General features: G+C 47.4%; 15 protein-coding genes. 1 reads left to right on the top strand and 14 read right to left on the bottom strand.

The genetic code is table 11. The annotated features are described in order from the left end of the window. Positions 1-272 precede the first annotated feature (272 nt). The 4 genes from gltB to thpR all read right to left on the bottom strand — a co-directional run bounded on the left by gltB (position 273) and on the right by thpR (position 7,675). Positions 273-4,871 carry a glutamate synthase large subunit gene (gltB, locus tag ACN6NF_RS05845; protein WP_474316019.1) on the bottom strand — a complete coding sequence of 1,533 codons (4,599 nt, stop codon included), beginning with the start codon at positions 4,869-4,871 and terminating at the stop codon, positions 273-275. Positions 4,872-5,331: 460 nt separating this feature from the next. Continuing rightward, the gene (locus ACN6NF_RS05840) at positions 5,332-6,015 is read right to left on the bottom strand and encodes a metal-dependent hydrolase (protein ID WP_474316017.1); all 684 of its coding nucleotides are present in this window, start codon (positions 6,013-6,015) and stop codon (positions 5,332-5,334) included. A 169-nt stretch (positions 6,016-6,184) separates the two neighbouring features. Continuing rightward, entirely contained in the window at positions 6,185-6,997 is an 813-nt protein-coding gene (locus ACN6NF_RS05835) for a cell wall hydrolase (RefSeq protein ID WP_474316014.1), read from the bottom strand. Positions 6,998-7,108: 111 nt separating this feature from the next. Continuing rightward, positions 7,109-7,675, bottom strand: a complete 567-nt coding sequence (gene thpR, locus ACN6NF_RS05830; protein ID WP_474316012.1) for an RNA 2',3'-cyclic phosphodiesterase — start codon at positions 7,673-7,675, stop codon at positions 7,109-7,111. A 227-nt stretch (positions 7,676-7,902) separates the two neighbouring features. Between thpR and ACN6NF_RS05825 the strand changes: the two genes are divergently transcribed. Beyond that, positions 7,903-8,859, top strand: a complete 957-nt coding sequence (locus tag ACN6NF_RS05825) for a D-2-hydroxyacid dehydrogenase (protein ID WP_474316010.1) — start codon at positions 7,903-7,905, stop codon at positions 8,857-8,859. A 4-nt stretch (positions 8,860-8,863) separates the two neighbouring features. Here the strand turns inward: ACN6NF_RS05825 and ACN6NF_RS05820 are convergent, their stop codons facing one another. From ACN6NF_RS05820 to ACN6NF_RS05775, 10 genes are all read right to left on the bottom strand, one after another. Then, the gene (locus ACN6NF_RS05820) at positions 8,864-9,850 is read right to left on the bottom strand and encodes an RNA methyltransferase (protein WP_474316007.1); all 987 of its coding nucleotides are present in this window, start codon (positions 9,848-9,850) and stop codon (positions 8,864-8,866) included. 21 nt (positions 9,851-9,871) lie between these two features. Next, positions 9,872-10,813 (bottom strand): MsnO8 family LLM class oxidoreductase, encoded by a 942-nt coding sequence (locus ACN6NF_RS05815; protein ID WP_474316004.1) that lies wholly within the window; start codon positions 10,811-10,813, stop codon positions 9,872-9,874. Between the two features lie 70 nt (positions 10,814-10,883). Then, the gene (locus ACN6NF_RS05810; protein WP_474316002.1) at positions 10,884-12,299 is read right to left on the bottom strand and encodes a deoxyguanosinetriphosphate triphosphohydrolase family protein; all 1,416 of its coding nucleotides are present in this window, start codon (positions 12,297-12,299) and stop codon (positions 10,884-10,886) included. 281 nt (positions 12,300-12,580) lie between these two features. Continuing rightward, positions 12,581-13,492 (bottom strand): nickel transporter permease, encoded by a 912-nt coding sequence (gene nikC, locus ACN6NF_RS05805; protein WP_474316000.1) that lies wholly within the window; start codon positions 13,490-13,492, stop codon positions 12,581-12,583. Positions 13,493-13,529: 37 nt separating this feature from the next. Beyond that, a complete protein-coding gene (locus tag ACN6NF_RS05800) occupies positions 13,530-14,534 on the bottom strand; it encodes an ABC transporter permease (protein WP_025364249.1) in 1,005 nt (334 codons plus the stop codon). 28 nt (positions 14,535-14,562) lie between these two features. Then, complete coding sequence (locus tag ACN6NF_RS05795; protein ID WP_474315997.1) at positions 14,563-16,218, bottom strand: ABC transporter substrate-binding protein; 1,656 nt, start codon at positions 16,216-16,218, stop codon at positions 14,563-14,565. Positions 16,219-17,329: 1,111 nt separating this feature from the next. After that, on the bottom strand, positions 17,330-18,295 hold the full coding sequence (locus ACN6NF_RS05790; protein WP_474315996.1) for a glycoside hydrolase family 25 protein: 966 nt from the start codon (positions 18,293-18,295) through the stop codon (positions 17,330-17,332). Positions 18,296-18,448: 153 nt separating this feature from the next. Next, on the bottom strand, positions 18,449-18,895 hold the full coding sequence (locus ACN6NF_RS05785) for a phage holin family protein (RefSeq protein WP_474315995.1): 447 nt from the start codon (positions 18,893-18,895) through the stop codon (positions 18,449-18,451). Positions 18,896-19,025: 130 nt separating this feature from the next. Next, on the bottom strand, positions 19,026-20,045 hold the full coding sequence (locus ACN6NF_RS05780) for a phage tail protein (RefSeq protein WP_474315993.1): 1,020 nt from the start codon (positions 20,043-20,045) through the stop codon (positions 19,026-19,028). Positions 20,046-20,060: 15 nt separating this feature from the next. After that, positions 20,061-20,450 (bottom strand): phage tail-collar fiber domain-containing protein, encoded by a 390-nt coding sequence (locus tag ACN6NF_RS05775; protein ID WP_040101931.1) that lies wholly within the window; start codon positions 20,448-20,450, stop codon positions 20,061-20,063. Positions 20,451-20,456 lie beyond the last annotated feature (6 nt).

Here is a 20,456-nt window from a genome sequence, read left to right as displayed (position 1 = left end):
TTTGCGTACTCTAAAAAAATCATAACCAATCCAAAAATAAATAACAAGACATAAACTCTTACGTAAACGGTTACATTCCAAAAAATTTGGTACTTTTTATAACATATTTACCGTTTCAGGAAAACATTTTGGGGGTAATGTCAGAATTTATGACGTTTGTCAAGGTAATAAATCACATTTTTATCAGCCTAAAAAAAGGACTTGCTGGTACCGCCGTGACTATAACAGCGGTATTCAGCGAGTCCTTTTTAGTGAATTTGGGGGTCTGCTTTTTAGCCCCCGGTACGCGCCAATTCACGCATATTGGCTTCAAATGCTGCCAGTAGAGCTTCATCCCCGCTCAAACCGGTCGCCTCTTCTTTTTGGATCTGTTCAACCATACGCTTGTAATCCTTTGGAATCACCCGTACAAATTGCTGAATCGCAGTCTGCCATTCATCCAAAATACGTTGTCCCGCTTCACTACCTGTGTAATTGACATGGCGCTGAATCAAGCCGCGCAAATCTGCTGCTTCTGCAGGATCTTCCACATCTTCCAGCAACACCATTTCCAGATTACAACGGCTCAGGAACGTTCCTTCAGGATCATAGACGTATGCAATTCCTCCGGACATCCCGGCTCCAAAGTTCCGTCCGGTTTCACCCAATACAGCTACACGTCCGCCCGTCATATATTCGCAGCCATGATCACCAACGCCCTCAACAACAATACGTGCGCCGGAGTTCCGAACGGCAAAGCGCTCGCCTGCGATTCCGTTAATATAAGCTTCACCGCTGGTCGCTCCATACAAAGCTGTATTTCCGATAATAATGTTCTCTTCTGCCTTAAAGGTCGCTTTGTGAGATTTCTTTACAATAACTTTACCACCAGATAGCCCTTTACCGACATAGTCATTGCTATCGCCTTCGACGCTCAACGTAATGCCTTTCGGAATAAAGGCCCCGAAGCTCTGACCCGCCGATCCAATAAAGTTAAAGCGAATCGTATCCTCAGGCAGACCCGCTGCTCCATACTTACGTGTGACCTCGCTGCCCAGAATCGTACCTACTGCACGATTTACGTTGGTAATAGGCAAGGTTCCCTCAACAGGCGTTCCGTTCTCCAGTGCTTTCGCAGCCATCGGTACGAGCTTCTGCATATCAAGTGTTTCTTCCAGTCCGTGGTTTTGGCGTTGTACACGGTAACGTACACTTCCGTCTTCCAGCTCAGGAACATGCAGCAGCAAGCTCAGGTCTACGCCCTTCTTCTTCCAATGCGAATCGGCGTTCACGGTATCCAGACAATCCGTACGGCCAATCATTTCCTGAATCGTGCGGAATCCCAGCTCCGCCATAATTTCACGGACATCTTCTGCGATGAAACGCATAAAATTCACCACATGGGCTGGATCACCCATATAATTTTTGCGCAACTCTGGATTCTGCGTAGCCACACCAACCGGACAGGTATCCATTTGGCATACCCGCATCATAATACAGCCCAACGCCACGAGCGGCGCTGTGGAAAAGCCGTATTCTTCCGCACCCAACAGGGCAGCTACGACCAAATCACGTCCAGACAGCATCTTGCCGTCTGTCTCCAGTACCACGCGGTCGCGCAGGTTGTTCAGCATGAGCGTCTGATGCGTTTCAGCCAGCCCCAGCTCCCAAGGCATACCCGCATGGCGGATGGAGCCTTGCGGGGAAGCGCCTGTACCACCGTCATAACCGCTGACCAGAATAATATCAGCACGGCCTTTGGCTACCCCTGTAGCAATCGTGCCTACGCCTACCTCTGATACCAGCTTTACGTTAATGTCAGCACGTGGATTGGCGTTTTTGAGATCGTAGATAAGCTCTGCCAAATCCTCGATAGAATAAATATCGTGATGCGGTGGTGGCGAAATCAGGCCTACTCCTGGCGTTGAACCGCGTACCTCGGCGACCCAAGGATACACCTTGCGTCCTGGTAGTTGCCCACCTTCGCCCGGCTTCGCGCCTTGCGCCATTTTAATCTGAATTTCGTCGGCATTCACCAAGTAGTTCGACGTGACACCAAATCGGCCAGATGCCACCTGCTTGATCGAACTGCGGCGTGAATCACCATTAGCATCCGGGATGAAACGCGCAGGGTTTTCCCCGCCCTCACCCGTGTTGCTCTTGCCACCGATCCGATTCATTGCAATCGCCAAATCTTCATGCGCTTCCTGGCTAATGGAGCCGAAAGACATAGCCCCTGTTTTAAAGCGACGCATGATCGATGCAGCAGATTCCACTTCATCCAGCGGCACAGGCTCACCAGCAGGCTTCAATTGAAGCATGGAGCGAATCGTCAAATGTTGTTCAGATTCACCCTGTACTAGTTTGGTGTACTTCTTGTAAAGCTCGTAGTCTCCTGAGCGAACCGACTGCTGGAGCAAATGCACTGTTTGCGGGTTAAACAAATGCTCTTCTCCATCGTTGCGCCATTGGTATTCGCCGCCCGAATCGAGCACCTTGTCATTGCCGTCCTTATCAGTGAAAGCACGGTTATGCTGGGCCAGCGCTTCCATCGTCACTTCCTCCAGACCAATACCGCCAATGCGGGAAGGTGTCCAAGTGAAGTAACGGTCAACGAAATCCTGCTTTAGGCCTACGGCCTCGAAAATTTGCGCTCCACGGTACGACTGAATCGTGGAAATACCCATTTTGGACAATATTTTAACGACACCCTTGGTTGCCGCTTTAATATAATTTTTAACTGCCTTTTCGTGCGAGATGCCACGCAGCAAGCCCTGTTGAATCATGACATCCAGCGTTTCAAACGCCAGATACGGATTAACCGCGCTCACACCGTAGCCCAAAAGCACCGCATAATGGTGAATATCTCTTGGTTCCCCGGATTCCAGCAAAATGCTCACACGTGTGCGTGTGCCCTGCTTAATCAGATGGTGATGCAGGCTGGAAACAGCTAGCAACGCCGGAATGGCTGCATTTTCCGCATCCACTCCACGGTCAGACAGAATCAGAATGTTATGACCTTTGTCAATGACACGGTCAGCCGCCTCAAACAGTCCTTCCAGCGCCTTGTATAAGCCCTCAGCACCTTCTTTTGCTTCAAAGAAGATCGGAATGGTCATGGATTTGAAGCCTGGACGGTGTACGTGACGAATTTTGGCAAACTCTTCATTCGACAGCACTGGTGAATCCAACCGAATCTGGCGACAGCTTTCCGGTTCTGGATGCAGTAAATTGCGCTCTGGTCCAATCGTCGTTGCAGTTGACGTCACTATCTCTTCACGAATGGCGTCAATCGGCGGGTTGGTAACTTGAGCAAACATTTGTTTAAAGTAATTGTACAAACGTTGCGGACGGTCAGACAATACCGCCAGTGGAGCATCATACCCCATTGAGCCAATCGGTTCCGCACCTGTAAGTGCCATCGGCTCCAGAAGTTTGCGTAGTTCTTCAAACGTATATCCAAAAGCGAGTTGCAACTGATTTACATTTTCATGTTTCGGTTCTGGCTGCTCCAGTGCTTCAGGTAGATCATCCAGATCAATCAAATGCTCATCCAGCCACTGCTGATAAGGTTCTTCGGATGCAATGCGCTCCTTTAACTCTTCATCAGAAACGATGCGGCCTTCTTGGGTATCCACCAGTAGCATACGCCCTGGACGGAGACGATCCTTATAAAGCACATTTTCAGGAGCAATATCCAATACGCCCGCCTCAGATGACAGTGCAATCAGATCGTCCTTGGTCACATAGTAACGTGCAGGACGCAGGCCGTTGCGGTCAAGAATCGCCCCGATTTGGATACCATCTGTAAACGCCATCGCAGCAGGTCCGTCCCACGGCTCCATCATGGTGCTATGATATTCATAAAATGCCCGCTTCTTCGGCTCCATGGTCTCATGCTTGTTCCAAGGCTCAGGTACCATCATCATGGCTACATGAGGAAGCGAACGTCCACTCAGATACAGAAATTCCAGCGTATTATCAAACATAGCTGTATCCGAGCCATCTGGGTTGATGACAGGTTTAACCTTCTTGATATCGTTGCCAAACGCTTCACTTTCAAACTGTGCCTGACGCGCATGCATCCAGTTTACGTTACCACGCATGGTATTAATTTCACCGTTGTGAATCATAAAACGATAAGGATGCGCACGGTCCCAGCTCGGGAACGTATTCGTACTAAAACGGGAATGGACCAGCGCGATCGCCGATGTCACCCGCTCATCCTGCAAATCCAGATAAAATTTACCTACCTGCTCGGTTGTCAGCATTCCTTTGTATACAACCTTGCGACATGACAAACTTGGAATATAGAACGACTCACCATTCATATCCTCTTGGTTATAGCGAATAGCAAGCTCTGCACGTTTACGAATGACATACAGTTTCCGTTCAAAATCCAGTTCTTCCTTCAAATCGCTACTGCGGCCGATGAACACCTGACGTACGCTAGGTTTAGCTGCTTTTGCCGATTTACCCAGCATTTCGTCATAAGTTGGAACATCGCGAAAGCCCAGACAGTTCTGGCCCTCGTCCACAATAATTTCTCTAAGCTTTTGCTCATGCAGCTCACGAACTTTGGGATCATTGGATACAAAAAGCATACCCACGCCATATTGTCCGGCCTTTGGCAATTTGAAGCCCAATCGCTCCGCTTCCTCTTGAAAAAACAGATGCGGAACCTGAATCATGATCCCTGCTCCGTCACCGGAGTTTGGTTCACTTCCCTGACCGCCCCGATGCTCCATGTTTACGAGCATGGTCAAAGCCTGACTTACAATATCGTGCGATGGTTTTCCCTTGATGTGGGCAACAAAGCCCATGCCGCAGGCGTCTTTTTCGAATTGGGGATCATATAGTCCCTGTTTGGGTGGTAAACCTGTCTGTCTCATGGAACGCAACCTTTCTGTTATAAAGTCATGCTGGCCTGAAATACAGGCGGCCGAATAGAAGACAGTGGCAACAAGAGGTAAATCAAAGAACAACTACGAGGAATGGGGGACAAAAACATAAGACGTATTCAAGGCGGTACGGTCCGCCGAATGCGCATGTTTTTCAATAATTATGCAATGGCTTGACTTGAAAAACACGTCGATTCCACTGATGAATCTAATTAGTTCTATCATTTTATCATTGACCTATTGTGTTAGCAATTCAAAGTTTTTATGGTTGTGATAATAAATCTTTTACATTACAGCTTCAACGTACCAATGCAAAAATATATCATTTTTATGTATAAATATTCATTAAAAAAGTCAGTCTTTTCTATTCCCAAGGAACAGAAAAGACTGACAAAGGAGTTTAATATACATACGGACCATCATGTACATTCCCGCAAATCGATAAACCGTATTAAAATTCGAGACTTTCGCCTGGCTTCAATGCTTTCCCTTCAATACCTTCTTTATGAAGACGGTCGCAGAAGCCGTCTCCGTCCTGCTCTATGCCGGGAAAAGTATTGTAATGCACCGGTATCACGCGGCTTGCCCGTAGCCATTTCGCTGCCAGCAAAGCATCCTCCGGTCCCATTGTATAACCATCTCCGATCGGCAATACTGCAGCATCGATGGAGTTGGTTTCTCCAATGAGACGCATATCGCCAAACAAGCCGGTATCCCCTGCATGGAATAATGTTTTGCCTCCCATAGTCAACAAGATACCCGCTGGCTCTCCCATGTAGATGGTTTGTCCGTTCACTGTCAAAGAGGAGCTGTGAAACGCCAGCGTAAATTTCACATGAAAACCGTCAAATTGGTGACCACCACCCAGATTCATACCGTGAGCTTTGGTTCCCAAGGATGCACAATATTCAGCCAGTTCCGCCACCGCGATTACAGGGCAATCATTGCGCTTGGCAATTTCAACTGCATCACCAAAATGATCGGCGTGACCGTGTGTCAACAGTACTGCATCGACCTGAATATCTTCGGCCTTAACGGTTGCTTTAGGATTCCCCGTCAAAAAAGGATCGATAATAATCCGTTTCCGCTCTGCCTCCACTAACACAACTGAATGTCCATAATATGTGATTTTCATAACATTTACGCCTCCTTTATCACTTTCATTATTTAGGTTACTTTCCTTTGCCTATTATACCTCTTTTGCATACCGGCTTCACCTGCATACACAAAATACGCTCACAAATCTGAACCCTGTTGTTTAGAAAGGGCTGTTATTTGTCGCTCTTGGGATTTATACAATATGCTTATTTATAGAAGGTATGATGACCGATTGTTTTCACCTTGGTACGCGAATGATGAACCGTAAGGTCCTGGGCCAACGTAAGCGAAAGGAAAAAACAGGTGTTATCAGGCACGGCTTTATGGCCATTCAAAGCGGCCGTAACTGCACGGATGCAATCCTGATTAGGCTGAACACGACGAAGACGCCCGTTCGCAACCGGACTAAATTGCGCTTTTTGATAAATCACTGCCTGAATCGTATCGGGAAATGAGGCTGACCGCAGCCGGTTTAAGACAACGTTGGCAACTGCCACTTTGCCTTCGTACGGTTCGCCTTCTGCTTCTGCCATCACAATTTTTTGCAGCAGGAGCAGTTCTTTAGCGGAGACAGGGTAGCTCCAGGTAGACAACGCCTTGTCATCCTGAGTGAGCATTTTTGTCTTCGTAAAGTAGATGGTTGTAGGAGGGGTTAGGATTGCGGACTTGCTATGCTGGACCTCAGGCTTTTTCTTGCCTGTAGCAACGTTATTCCGAGCTTGTTCCGCCTGCTTCATCTGGGAAGCGGGTAACGGAGTCGGCATAATTTCTTTCCAGCTTGGCTGCCCATGAGCAGCGACAAAGATGGGGCTTGTCCTGTTTGACCCGTTATGGGTCCCCATCCTGTCGCCATATGTAGGAATCGAAGTGTTCCCTGACCAGCTCAGAGATTGCATAGGTGCATTTTTATGATTATTCTGTGTTTGCTGAACCTCAGCGTAGAGGCCTATCCCCAATATACAAACAAGCAGCACACTCAAAAGAGGTGCAAACCAACGATGTTCTTTAATAATTTCCATAATGTTCCTCCCGTTAACTTTAAGCACATTCCTCAGATATGTAACCCAAAATGCGCTTTTTGAATAACGCTGAAACACTATATCACTAAATTCGCTGATAGATCAAGGGTTTCACCTCATTAATGGGAATGTTTGAATTATTTGGTACATTGGTTTTTGCCCCATCCGTGTTGCATATAACACAAATTCCCCCACTTCCCAAGGCTCACCGCTTCGGTCATCTGACTGCCACACAGACGCTGAAATAGGCTCCTTTCCTGTATACGAACGCGCTAGGGTAATATGGGGGCGATAAGGTCGTTCCTCGGGTTTAAAACCCAGCGGTTCGGTAGCCCGAAGTATGGACTGGTACAGCTGATCCAGCGACTCTCGCTGCCCGGTCACTCCTCTCCACAGTACACGCGGAAACTCTTCACGCCCAAAAAAGCCCGCTTCACCCACGCCGAGCGTGAACGGACGATGCTCAGCCGCAGCATGTACGAGAGCCTGCTCAAGTTGTGGAATAACCGAGGTCGCCACATCACCCAGAAACTGAAGGGTCACGTGGTAATCTCTGAAGTCACTCCATTTGCGAAAAGACAAATTGTTCAAATCCTGCTCCACCCAATGACGTAACTTCTTCTTGTGCTCGTCCGGGAGAGCGATCGCTGTAAAGAGCCTTTGCGATTCATTTTTCATCTACCTCTTCTCCTTTCTTAATGAATATCCCGTGGATATCCCAAAAAGTAGCTGTTTGGTTGGTCCCTAATCAGGGTAAAGCCACTTGTTGTTATATATGATGACACCGCGGGCTTGTTTCTACCCATCTTATGCAAATTTTCCGACAATCTGTTATCCTTGAAGGGATGGTTCGCCAGAATATATTGGAAACTCCAAAGAATCAAACATCGAGGAGGCTATGAATCATGGGAAGCATTTTAAGTTTACATCAACTGACGGAAGATCAAAAAAAACAGGTTCGTGCAGCGGCTCCAGGCTACGAGTTGATTATTGGCAAAGCCCAGGAATTGGAGTCTGAACAAATTCGTGAGGCCGAGGTTATTCTAGGCTGGTCCAAGCATATTACCGAGGAAGCATTACATCCAGACAGCAAGCTAAAGTGGATACAAACCTGGTCGGCTGGGATTGACAAGCTTCCGCTTGCCGAACTGGAAAAGCGCGATATTGCACTCACGAATACGAGCGGTGTGCATGCGATTCCAATTACAGAGCAGATCTTTGGAATGCTGCTATCGCATACCCGTTATTTACAGCAAGCGGCTCTCTTACAGCGTCAGAAAACATGGCAGCCACCGGAAGGTCAACTGACGGAATTACGTGGCAAAACGCTGTTGATTACAGGTGTTGGCGAAATTGGCCGTGAAACAGCTCGAATTGCAGAAGCCTTTGGCATGCGGGTGATCGGGGTTCGTCGTTCCGGCAAGGAAGCTCCCCATGTAGAACATATGTACACAAACGAACAATTACATGAAGCATTGGGCGCTGCGGATATTGTGGTTAATATTTTGCCATTCACTGAAGAGACCCATCACTTCTTTGACGAAAAAGCATTTGCAGCAATGCGTAAAGGCGCCTTCTTCATTAATGTCGGTCGCGGCAAGACTGTTCATACAGATGCGCTGGTACGCTCGCTGGAGCAAAAACATATTGCTTTTGCCGGACTGGATGTATTCGAGGAAGAACCGCTACCTGCGTCACATCCACTATGGAGTCTAGAGCATGTCCTGATTACGCCGCATATTGCAGGGGATACAGACCGATATGCTGAACGAGCGGTAGATATTTTTGTTACTAATTTGAAAGCCTATGCTACTGATCAGGAGCTGCCGTTGAATTTGGTTAACTACAAAACTCAGTATTAACAAGCTACTTGCAGATCCAGATTTCCCGACTCATACCTGTCTTATAGATACGGCATTGCTCCGTAACGGTCCAGCCTGACTCGGATAGCAATGTTGCCATCGGCTCCGTGCTCACGATCACGGCCCGCACGGCCAGGCGCCTCAGACTGCTTAGCATCTTTTTTTGTTCGTCAGCAGGGAGCACGGAGCACAGGTTATAAGGCATATCCAATATAGCTGCATCGTAATTACCTGTGAGCATGTTCATATCCCCTAGTTTCACCAGATCTTCTTCATATCCAAAATGACGTAAATTTACTCGGGCCCCACGCACCGCCAACGGATTGATATCACAGCCTCGGATATCCTTGCCCATACTCAATGCCTCAATCAATACATTGCCCATACCACAACACGGGTCCAGCAGTTTCAAAGAGCCAGACTTTCCCTTAGATGCAGTTAGATCCGTTGCTGCCAAATTCACAAGTGCTCTAGCTACCAGAACGGGTAGTCCAGTAGAATAGTTTTGCGGCTTCTGGCGACGCTCCTGCCACGATCTGTCGCTATACTCGCACATGCCCATCAGCCACCGGTCTCCTACCCGTATGACTCCTAGGGTGACATCCGGTATCTTCATTTGCGCCTGCCCGTGAATACGTGCGCCAATCCGGCGTTCTATCCCGCGTCGCTCGTCATAGTCAGCCTCATTGTCCCCTTCTTTAAGGCACAGCACCTTAAAGGTCTTTCCTTCCTCAAGCTGTAACATGGAAGCCTCTTCACAGAGCTCCTCCAGTGTGTCCACCTCGATGATGATATCCAGGCGAAGATGGATAAACGGGCTGGTCCCTGGCTCCAGCCGAAGATGGGACGACAGCATGGAACTATGCACAGGCTGTTGACCGAACAAGCATTTTAGTTCCAAAAGACACAGTTCACGCTCGGTCTCATGACACGCATAGGTATATATGTAGCGGGGTTCCATTTTATCTGTATCAATTTTCTGTTTATTCATGTCAGTTCTCTTTTCATCTTTTCATTTGGAATCAAGACTACCATTCACAGCCTCCGCTATGAGTCGGTAGGAATGAAGCCGCTGCTCATAATCGGGAATGGGCGTGACCAACAGAAACTCATCATTGTCATATTTGACCTGCAAGTTACGCAACCGTTCGGCAATAACAGATGGTGTTCCCACCAGCCAACTGGCTCGGATCGCCGGATCACCCAATGAAATCTGAGCAGCCCATTGCTGAGCCAACTCATCTGTCGACGCACATACTGCTCCTACAGCAACCATAGTACAGGGCTTGTCCATCCGTGTGGACGGTTGAAAGCTAGAGCGGTAAATGCTCAGCATTTCTTCCGTTTGCTGTTCACTCATAAATTGGCCGAATACATAGCCCGTTGAATACTGTGCAGCATATTCGGCACTTTTTCGGTTGGTACCCAGCATCCACAGCGCTGGCGGCTGTTCTGGCATTGGACGGGCACACACGGGGGTCTGTTCATATTCATATGTGCCTTCCAACAAAGCCAATAGAGCTTCCATCTTCTGTGGCAGTTCGGTCACATGTTGAAGAAAATTGCCGCTCAGTGCCATCGAAGCATGAGGCCCCCCGCCAGGGGCCCTCCCCAGACCCAATTCGACTCTGCCTGGATATAGAGCAGCCAGCAGATGAAACCATTCGGCGACCTTGACTGGACTATAATGCGGAAGCAAAATAGGCGCCCCCAGTTGTATGGTCCTCGTCACTGCCCCGATATGAGACAACAGCACTTCCGGACTGGAGGAAGCCAGTCCCTCCATATCATGGTGCTCGGAGGTCCAGTAGCGTGTATATCCCCATGCTTCCGCCTGTTTCGCCAGCTTTGCTGCCCATTGAACTGCTTGCTCCGGGCGGTTGCCGGGCAGCAGCGGTACCATATCAAGCACACCGAGCTTCAACGAGTTAATAGCTAAAGACTGAGGTTGCATATACGCCTTTTCCTCTCCCTTCTATCCGTTCTAAACAAGTTTCTTCTACTATATAGGGTTAAATGAAACGTTAGTCCAGATCATAAATGGAACCTACCTTCAGGCCATATAACTCATTATAAATTTTTTCAGCAAAAGCATCGGTCATGCCTGCAATATAATCAATGACCATATGCTCCCATGTCCAGATCGGTTTGGCCTTGGCCTGGTCGCGCTCATAGCGCTGGAGCCAATCGGTCGGAATAATGGACTTGGATGTTTCAGGGTCCAGAAAAGCCAACCATAACCGTCTGAGCATCCATTCACTGCGTTTTTGCAGACGCTGTACACGCAGATCGCGGATCATGGTGACCCAAGCAAAGCTTTTTAATACACTCACCGTGCGCAGCATATCCAAATCCTCGCTTCCCTCCCGTACGAAGGTTACCTTTTTCCAGTTTCCATCATCGATTACACCTAAGCTGCTGACAAACAGGCTGACCCAGTATGCCTTCACCTCACGGCGGGTGCGAGAATAATCATGTTCACAGATCGGCATCTTGCCATTCCACACCTTCAAAAATTCGCTCAGCACTGCCGCTACCTTTTGTTCAATCTCAGCCAGTTGCCAGCCTTGCCAGAAACTATCCTCCAGCGTAGTGATCTTCTCGGTAATCAGACGAATTAAATATGGATCATATAAGAAATGCTCGTGTACCTCAATTTTCCCTGCCTTAATCCCATCCTCCAGATCATGCGCGGAATAAGCAATATCGTCGCACAGATCCATGAGCTGGGCCTCCAGCGTTTTTTTACCGTCAGGAATGCCCCAATCCTCGCGGATCGAACGTATATATTCCCACTCATGCAGGTACAACCCTTTTTTGTTCAGAATTCCTGGATAGGGGTATTTGTTGATTCCGAGTAACACAGCGTCCGACAAATTCAAACCATCTACATTCTCCCGCTTCTCCAAAAACATAATCAGTCGGAAATTGTGTGCATTTCCTTCAAAATGCTCATAAATTTGTCGCTCGCGTGCATAGGCCTCCTGTCCACGCTTGGACTCTGGCGTAAAGCCACCAGCAGCGGATATCTTTTCTACCTTCGCCTCAATCAGTTGATCCAAAATCCCGTCCAGCACCTCTTCTCCCTTGTGTCCGAACGGTGGATGCCCAAAGTCATGCGCTATCGACGCACATTCCACCACCTCAGGGTCAATGATCAGTCCCGCGTTATCCGCCTGTTCCAACTCTACCTCTGGATGACGTCGCAGCAAGCTTCGTGCTGCCTCACGCGCAATTTGTGCTACCTCCAAAGAATGCGTTAGCCGTGTGCGATAATAATCTCCTGTGCCTGCGCCAAATACTTGTGATTTACCCTGCAATCGACGGAAAGTCGGTGAATGGATCAATCGAGAATAATCTCGTTCATATGCTGCCCGTGAAGCATCGCTCCGTGTCTGCTCCGCAAATTGCCGATGTTCTCTTTTGTTTTGCCATGTCATAAAGCCCACTCCCTACGTACTCAATTGGAGTGATTATACATTTTTTTTACGTCACAGGAAAGCTCACATGACTTACGGAGAAGATTGCAGGTCATAACGGGATGAATCGAAGTACACTAAACGTAAACAAAGTCATATAAAAAAGGTGTTCCCCAGCCACCAGATTCAGGGAACACCTCTTTTCTTCTATTTAAATAGAAGTATATAAGTAAAACTAAAAAATGTGCATGGAAAACGGTGTAGACGGAATGATGCTGTTTATATACCTCGCTATTTTTACCCTAACGCTTCGCTCTCGGGTCCAAAACATCCCGCAGGCCATCACCCATCAGATTAAAGCCCAATACGGTCAGCATGATAGATATCCCCGGAAAAATAACTGTCCACGGCGCATTTTGGATATATTGCCGCGAATCGGACAACATTTTGCCCCACTCGGGCTCAGGAGGTTGTGCACCCAAGCCCAGAAATCCGAGCGCTGCTGCTTCAATAATAGCCGTTCCGATCCCCAATGTTCCTTGTACGATGATCGGCGTCAGGCTATTAGGCAAAATATAACGGAGTATGATTCGCCGATTATTAGCTCCAAGCGCTCTGGCAGACGTAATATACTCCTCCGTTTTGACACTCAGCACCTTGGAGCGAACCAATCGTCCATACGTTGGTACATTGACAATGGCAATAGCGTATAACGCATTTTCCAACGAAGGCCCCAGAATGGCCACAATAGCAATTGCCAGCAAAATCCCCGGAAATGCCAGCAAGATGTCGAATAGGCGCGAAATGATCATATCAGCCCATTTTCCATAAAATCCGGCAATTAATCCTAAAGCCGTTCCTACAATCATTGAACCAATAACGGACAAGAAACCGACCCACAACGAGATTCTGGCGCCATACAGCGTACGAGTCAGCAAATCTCGGCCAAGATCATCGGTACCGAACCAATGCTCTGCGGAAGGAGACTGCAAGCGGCTCACCAAGTTTTGCTCTTTATAGTCAAAAGGAGCAATCCAGGGCGCAATCAAAGCAATGATGACAAAGAAGATAATAATGCTCAGACCAACGAACGCCATTTTATTGTGGCGGAAAGCTCTCCATGCGTCTCTCCAAGGGCCCGACACCACAGGCAACTGCGCCAATGTATTGCGTGTCGTCGGTATGTTATTGGGTTCGATTGAAAATTGCGACATCGGACATGCTCCCCCCTTTGACCAATTGACGACTTGATTACTGATACCGAATACGCCGGTCGAGAACGGCGTACAGCAAATCGACAATCAGATTAATGATGACGAACAGGAACGCAATGATTAAAATTCCGCTTTGGATAACCGGATAGTCACGCGAGCTGATCGCTTCAAAAATGTACCGTCCGATGCCAGGCCAGGCAAATATGGTCTCTGTTAGTACGGCACCTCCCAGTAACGATCCAGTCTGAAGACCGATGACAGTCAGCACAGGGATCGCAGCATTTTTAAGCGCATGTTTGTACACGACTTGAAAAGATGCCAGCCCCTTCGCCCGAGCCGTGCGGATATAGTCTGCATCCATAACCTCCAGCATGCTGGAACGGGTTATACGCGCTATAACCGCCATTGGAATCGTTCCCAGTGCAATACTGGGCAGGATCAGATGCTTAATGACAGTCCATACCTGATCCATACGTCCACCTATGACCGCATCAATCACGGCTAAATGTGTCACAGCTTCCACCGGATCACGAGAATTCATACGTCCAATGGAAGGGAGCCAATGCAGCTTATTAGCAAAGATCCACTGCTCCATCAAGCCCAGCCAAAAAATCGGCATCGATACTCCGACCAGGGCAATGACCATGCTGACATAGTCAAACCAGGAGTTACGCTTCCAGGCACTCACGATGCCTGCATTCATACCCACGACAACGGCAAAAAACATGCTTGCTACCGTCAACTCCAGCGTAGCCGCCAGATAAGGAACCATTTCCCGGGCAATCGGCTGCCGGGTACGAATGGAATCGCCCAAGTCCCCTCGTGCCAGCTCACTTAGATAGGTCCCATATTGCTGTAACCACGGCTTATTCAGCCCTAATTGCTCACGCAGCGCCTGTTTGGACTGCTCCGTGGCCTTGTCCCCCAGTATTGTTTCCGCCGGATCACCGGGAATAGCATGAATAATCGAAAACACGATAAGCGTCATGCCCAGCAATACGGGAATCAATATGGCCAGCCTTTTTACAATATATGAGTTCATATGCTATTCACCGCCTGCTTGCGTTTAGCTATTCAAAATAAATATTACCGTACGCTTCAATACCTGCCGGACAAGGTACAAAACCCTTAAGATTGGCTTTGCCTGCCATCAACGGTGTGCTGTGAACCAAGGGAATCCAAGGTGCATCCTGTTTAATAATGACTTGTGCTTGTTTATACAATTCCGCACGCTTATCTTGATCAACCTCAACCTGCGCCTTTACCAGTATTTTGTGAAGTTCCTCATTCACATAAAAACTGCGGTTATTGCCTGGGATCGTGTCCTTGTCCAGCAATGTGTAAAGGAAATTATCCGGGTCGCCATTGTCCCCGTTCCATCCCAGCATATACAGATCATCCTTCTCTCCAGCTTTAAGATCATCCAGATACGTAGCCCATTCTGGAGATTGGATATTGACTTTGACTCCTATTTTTTCAAAATCAGCTTGAATGGCCTCTGCTACCTTTTTGCCGTCAGGCATGTATGGACGAGATACAGGCATTGCATAGAAGGTTAACGGCTCTGGAAGTCCGTTAGGGAAACCCGCTTCCGCTAGCAAAGATTTAGCCTTATTCAGATCATAAGTGTAGTCCTGAATGCTTTCGTCATATCCCCATAACGTAGGTGGCATCGGATTGACCGCAGGCTTGGCCTCTCCTGCAAACAATGCATCAATAATGGCCTGTTTGTTCACTGCGTGATTCAGTGCTTGCCGCACCTTAGGATTATTAAATATCTTTTTCTTTAAATTAAATCCAATGTATGCCACATTAAAGGAGGGACGTTCGATTTTCACCAACTCGCTGTTACCTTCCAACTGCTTCGCATCATCCGGATTCAAATCTTCCATCAGGTCAATTTCCCCGTTTTGCAAAGCATTAAATCGCGCAGTATTGTCTGGGATGGAACGAACAATGACCTTAGCCAGCTTTGGCTGTCCTTCTTTCCAATAAGTTGGATTCTTTTCTAATGTGATCGTATCGTTTCGTTTCCATTCCTTAAATACAAACGGCCCTGTGCCGACCGGATTATTCTTAAAATCAGCCTTTTTCTCCTTAATAGCCTTGGGACTTGCAATACTAAAGGATGGCATAGCGATATTTTGTAAAAAAGGAGCCTGCGGCTTGTTCAGTGTAAACTGGACGGTATTCGCATCTACCGCTTTAACCTCCTTAATCACTCTACTTCCATCAGGGCCGAACATAGAATCATAATAGTCAAACGAGTCACCCTCAAATTTGTATGGACTTTTCGGATCAACCCAGCGGTCAAAGTTAAATACAACCGCTTCTGCGTTAAAGTCACTTCCGTCATGGAATTTTACGCCCTGACGCAGCTTGAACGTATAGACAAGTCCGTCCGGTGATACTTCCCAGCTCTCTGCGAGCCCTGGCTGAATCTCCGTGGTACTTTCCTTGTATTCCAGTAGTGTATCGAACACCTGCATTCCAATTTTTAACGACTCGCTTTCAGTTACAATGGCAGGATCTAGCGCTACGGAATCCCCGCCACGCCCATAGATCAACGTGTCCTGCGCGCCTTTTCCCGCTCCACCTGGCGGTTGTCCTGCTCCTGGTTTTGCTCCTTCACCTGATCCCCCACAACCGGAAAGCACCAAAACCGTTCCTAGCGCAAGTACCAGCAGTACGGTCCAGATTTTGTGTTTTACGTACTTTTTGCTCATGCAGCGAACCCCTTTCACACCTTATATATTGTTAATTCGTTGATACCGGATGAATACCAATTCCTTTGGATTGGCATGACAAGCTTGTCCTCAAGCTGTAGTCCCAGGTTCCGAGTTCATCAAATAGGTGTAATAGTAGGGAAGGTATGTAGGTTATGGACAGGCTTTTATTGAAGGATACAGGCACAGAAAGCATTTATAATCTAGTGGTGTTAGAGATGCAGTAGGGTAATGGAATAGATGTAATATCATAAAAGGGAAGAGGATTGTGTTAGGTCATGGAGAATGTGTGATAAATACTCACAGGTAGTGAATATTAGTTTCATACAAAGTTGATTATTGGATACTTTACTATAAAATCTGGAAGCAGACAAGGTTTTTTTTCATACATTACCCTATGTTTTTATACATCATGTTAATTAATATTACAAATCAACTCACACGTTCATATCAAATAAAAGCTCCTGCCTGTGGTCCTCAATCTTCAGGCAGGAGCATGTTCTTACCTCAAAATGTATTCAGTACCAAACCTACAGATACGGCTTGAGCGCCTTTTACGATGGAAAAATGATCGCCAGGCACTTTATGGGTATACATTTCCCCTTAACAATACAATTCCCATCCTTTTATCCAAATTCCCAGGTATGTTCTGAAATAAACAAACATACAGGGGCTGTTACAGCTCGATCTGGCTGGTAAACATGCTGCAGTGATAGCGTGTCAGAATTGCCAAAAGCTCAACGCGTTCTTCCTGCTCTTTCAATTGGCGGATCATTTCAAAAGCAATCGTCCTCATTCCGAATATGTAATGTATGACCAAGCTTAATTCGAATCATTGATTTTACGGTTCGTCAGCAGAATGTTCATTTCACACCTTTGGACTTTGAAACTGCTCAGATTAGACAGAAGGATATTGAATTGCTTTTCGAAAAAAGATGCATTTTGCATTTACCCTTTTTGGGATTCAGCCTATTCAGTGGTCATAAGAAACATCACTTTACCATAAGGGCAGGCGGCTTGCATTAACCGCCTGTCTATTTAGGCTTTGAGCGTAATTGCTATACTCATTTCATTTAAAGGTGGGATAAGCAGTGATGAGTTCTTTCGAAGATCATTTGGCTTTTTTAAACACACCCAGACGGTTCAACACGACCAGTAAGCGATAAAAATCATAACTGCTTGGCAATTTCGCATCCACAATTGGACTTGCCGGATTAACGGCAACGGCGGCAGCCATCGCTTCCTTGGCCCAGACCGGTACTGGCATCGCCTGACGCGCCTCCAGTTCAGCTACTCGCTGATCCATCTTTTTAATATAAGCACTCTGTTCATTTATTGTTTGCTTGAGCACATCTTTGCTATTTTCAAGAGCGGCCACCTGCTGCTGCAGGGCCTTAAATGCGGCTTTTTCCTCTGCTGTCATTGGCTCTTCCCCCTCTTCTCCTGCAAATGCTTGTCGTAGCTCAGCCTCTGTGCCGGCATATACATTCAGATCAACTGGCCCTTGAATGCCTTCAACCCGTCCACTATCGCTGTATTGCCAGAAGTCCCAGCGCTTCCATGCTGTAGTATCATTAGGCACTTGTGTACTATAACGCGCAATCCACAGTTTATAACTACCCAGTGGAGCTTTAAAATGGGCAGCAAAAGCATTCCCTGTATATACCATCGGCTTACGGCCGCTGACTCGCTCAAATTCCGTCAAAAATGCCAGCGCTACCTCATGAATCGCAGCCGAACTAAGCTTTCCCGGATTGTTTTCATAATCCATCACCGCTGGCAAATCCAGCGCTTTCGCACCACCTACCTGATCCAGCACCTCGGCGAAATGTCTGGCTTCCGCTTTGGCTGCGTTTACACTGGTCGCATCTACAAAATGGTAAGCCCCCAGCAGAAGCCCGGCTGCCCTGATCCCTTTTGCATTCGTGATAAATGTCGGATCAACGTAACGCTGTCCTTGACTTGCTTTAATAAATGCAAACGATTTACCATCGGCTCGCACACGTTTCCAATCAATCGTTCCCTGATATCGGGACACGTCAATGCCTTCGGCAGCGTTAGGGCTGCGATTCTGCATAAGGCGTTCCCTCCTTGTCATTCATAATGTTGTAGCACGCTGTCTCTGTTATCCATATGCTTGGACCAAGGAAACGGTCTGGGCTTTTCCACTTTTACGCCGAAAAAGGGCGATAAGGTATTCTGCCTTTTTGTAATGGCGACAGTCAGCACTTTATGAAGCTTTATTTTCTTTGTCGGAGGGGTTGGATGGCTTTATTTTTTCCCTACTCGACTTGGACTCAAAAATAGCTACCGCATTCCGCAAAATATCCGGCATCGGCACTCCCATTCTGCCCACATTTTCTATAATGGACAACAGCTCGTTCGCTAAATAAAAGAAAACGACGGCATCCCGGAAATAGTGTGCATCCCCGAGAATACCGTCGATTAGATGGGCTACCGTAATGAGCAAAAACACGGTAACCTTGCGAAAAATACCGTAATACCCTTGGCGGCTTTTCAGCTCCCCATTAATCCAGGCCGCTGCCCATCCGGTGAAAAAGTCGATCACGACCATCCACCACAGCAACGTCAACATTGTAGTCCACCCCCCGAAAAAATAACCGATCAAGGTCCCCGTGGAAAACCCCAGCCAAATCTGATCGATCTTTTCATGCATGTTTGTTCCCCCGTATCTGTTGGTCAGGAAAAATTTCCTGACGTAATATAAGCCCCCGATCACGGTGGGGGCAGAAAAAAAGCGTATCCAATTTGGATACGCTGGTTAATCTTTTACTCATAACAACCACCTACCACCCGATAGCTGTAAGATAACTTTGATAGTACCAAGTGATGCTGCCCGTAATATCACAGCGCAATTTGACCCCACCTTTTAAGTTAAAGTCTCCTGGGATGTTGATTGATATCGTCGGGCCACCAGTCCCCTGCTGTGCCGATCCCGTATAAAAAATAACACTAGCTGTTCCTACTGCCTTGTCGATTTTGAATCCGGTACAGTAGTAGGTAGAACCGCTTTTCCAAGGTTCACGGTGTACTGGAAAGTCAAACCGTCTACCGGAACCATCCAGCATGTAGAATAAAACAGTAGCGTCCTGACTCATGGACATATAAAAAGCCGAACTGAGCCCGGGGCCATATGACAGGAGTGAACCGGAAGCCAGGCTGTTAAACCCAGCAGGCATCGTGAATAGGTCGCCGTTAGCCGTTCCCCGCTGAATCGTTTGAACCTTATATTTCATTTGTGCAGATTGTGCTATTTTCGAGATGAGACTATTAAAGTCCTCTGACATTGTAGCCGATCCTCCATTGGCAATGATTTCGGCTACCAAGCGTTGCTTGTAGTCATTGCCAGATTGAAAAGCCTGGTCTGCCCGGCTGTAAGCCTCATTCGCTCTATCATTAGCCGCCTTTACCGCACTGGGAGTAGCTGCCTGATCTGTAGCTGTGCTCCCTGTAGAAGTATTAAGCTGCACAATCCCTCTCGCTTGTGTTGACGCAGAAGGCAAATCCGATGCCGGGTGACTATGCTGCTTTGGTGCTGCATATTGCTCTGTATACTTCTTGGCATTCCCCTCTGCTGCACTCCATGCCGCTTGTTTGGCTGCGGTAACGTGGAGATCTGTATTGCTAGCATGATTGTCTAACGCTTCCTTGGAAGCAACCCCGTTTCCAGCCGGATCCTTTTTAATATTCTCAACCTGTGCTGCCAATTCCTGATCATTAGCATAAAGTGTATCAATCGGCCCATTCAGGACGTCTGCATGTCCCTGATCGGTAGTAACAAATCTGCGTGGTTGTTGTATGCTCATATTTCTTCATCCTCCTTAATAAATGTCATCAATTTCAAAAATAAACTCCATATCACTATCTTTCACTTTATTAGTCATCGTACGAATAGCTGTCAGCTTACCCGACGAATCTACTAGTGCAAGCTCATTAATAGTCTCACCCGCCAATTCAGTTTCCGCTAGTGAGCAAATATAACGAATCGTCGCAGGCGCAATGAATTCAAAACTAGTAATTTCCTTTTGGATTAGTTCCTTTTTCAAAGCCTGCTCTGCTCCGTCCAAAGGCAGTGGTTTCCCCGCTTGATCTACGCCTCCGCTGCCAAACGCCATTTTCACCACTTTTGTCAGCGTTCCTCCTTCAGCGCGGGCACGCGCCATTTGTTCCCTTGCATAAGCAGTTGTGACTGTTAGAACTTGTTCTGCCATACTTAC

The organism is Paenibacillus sp. TSM33, assembly GCF_056099025.1.
This window is presented reverse-complemented; position numbering and strand designations above follow the sequence as displayed.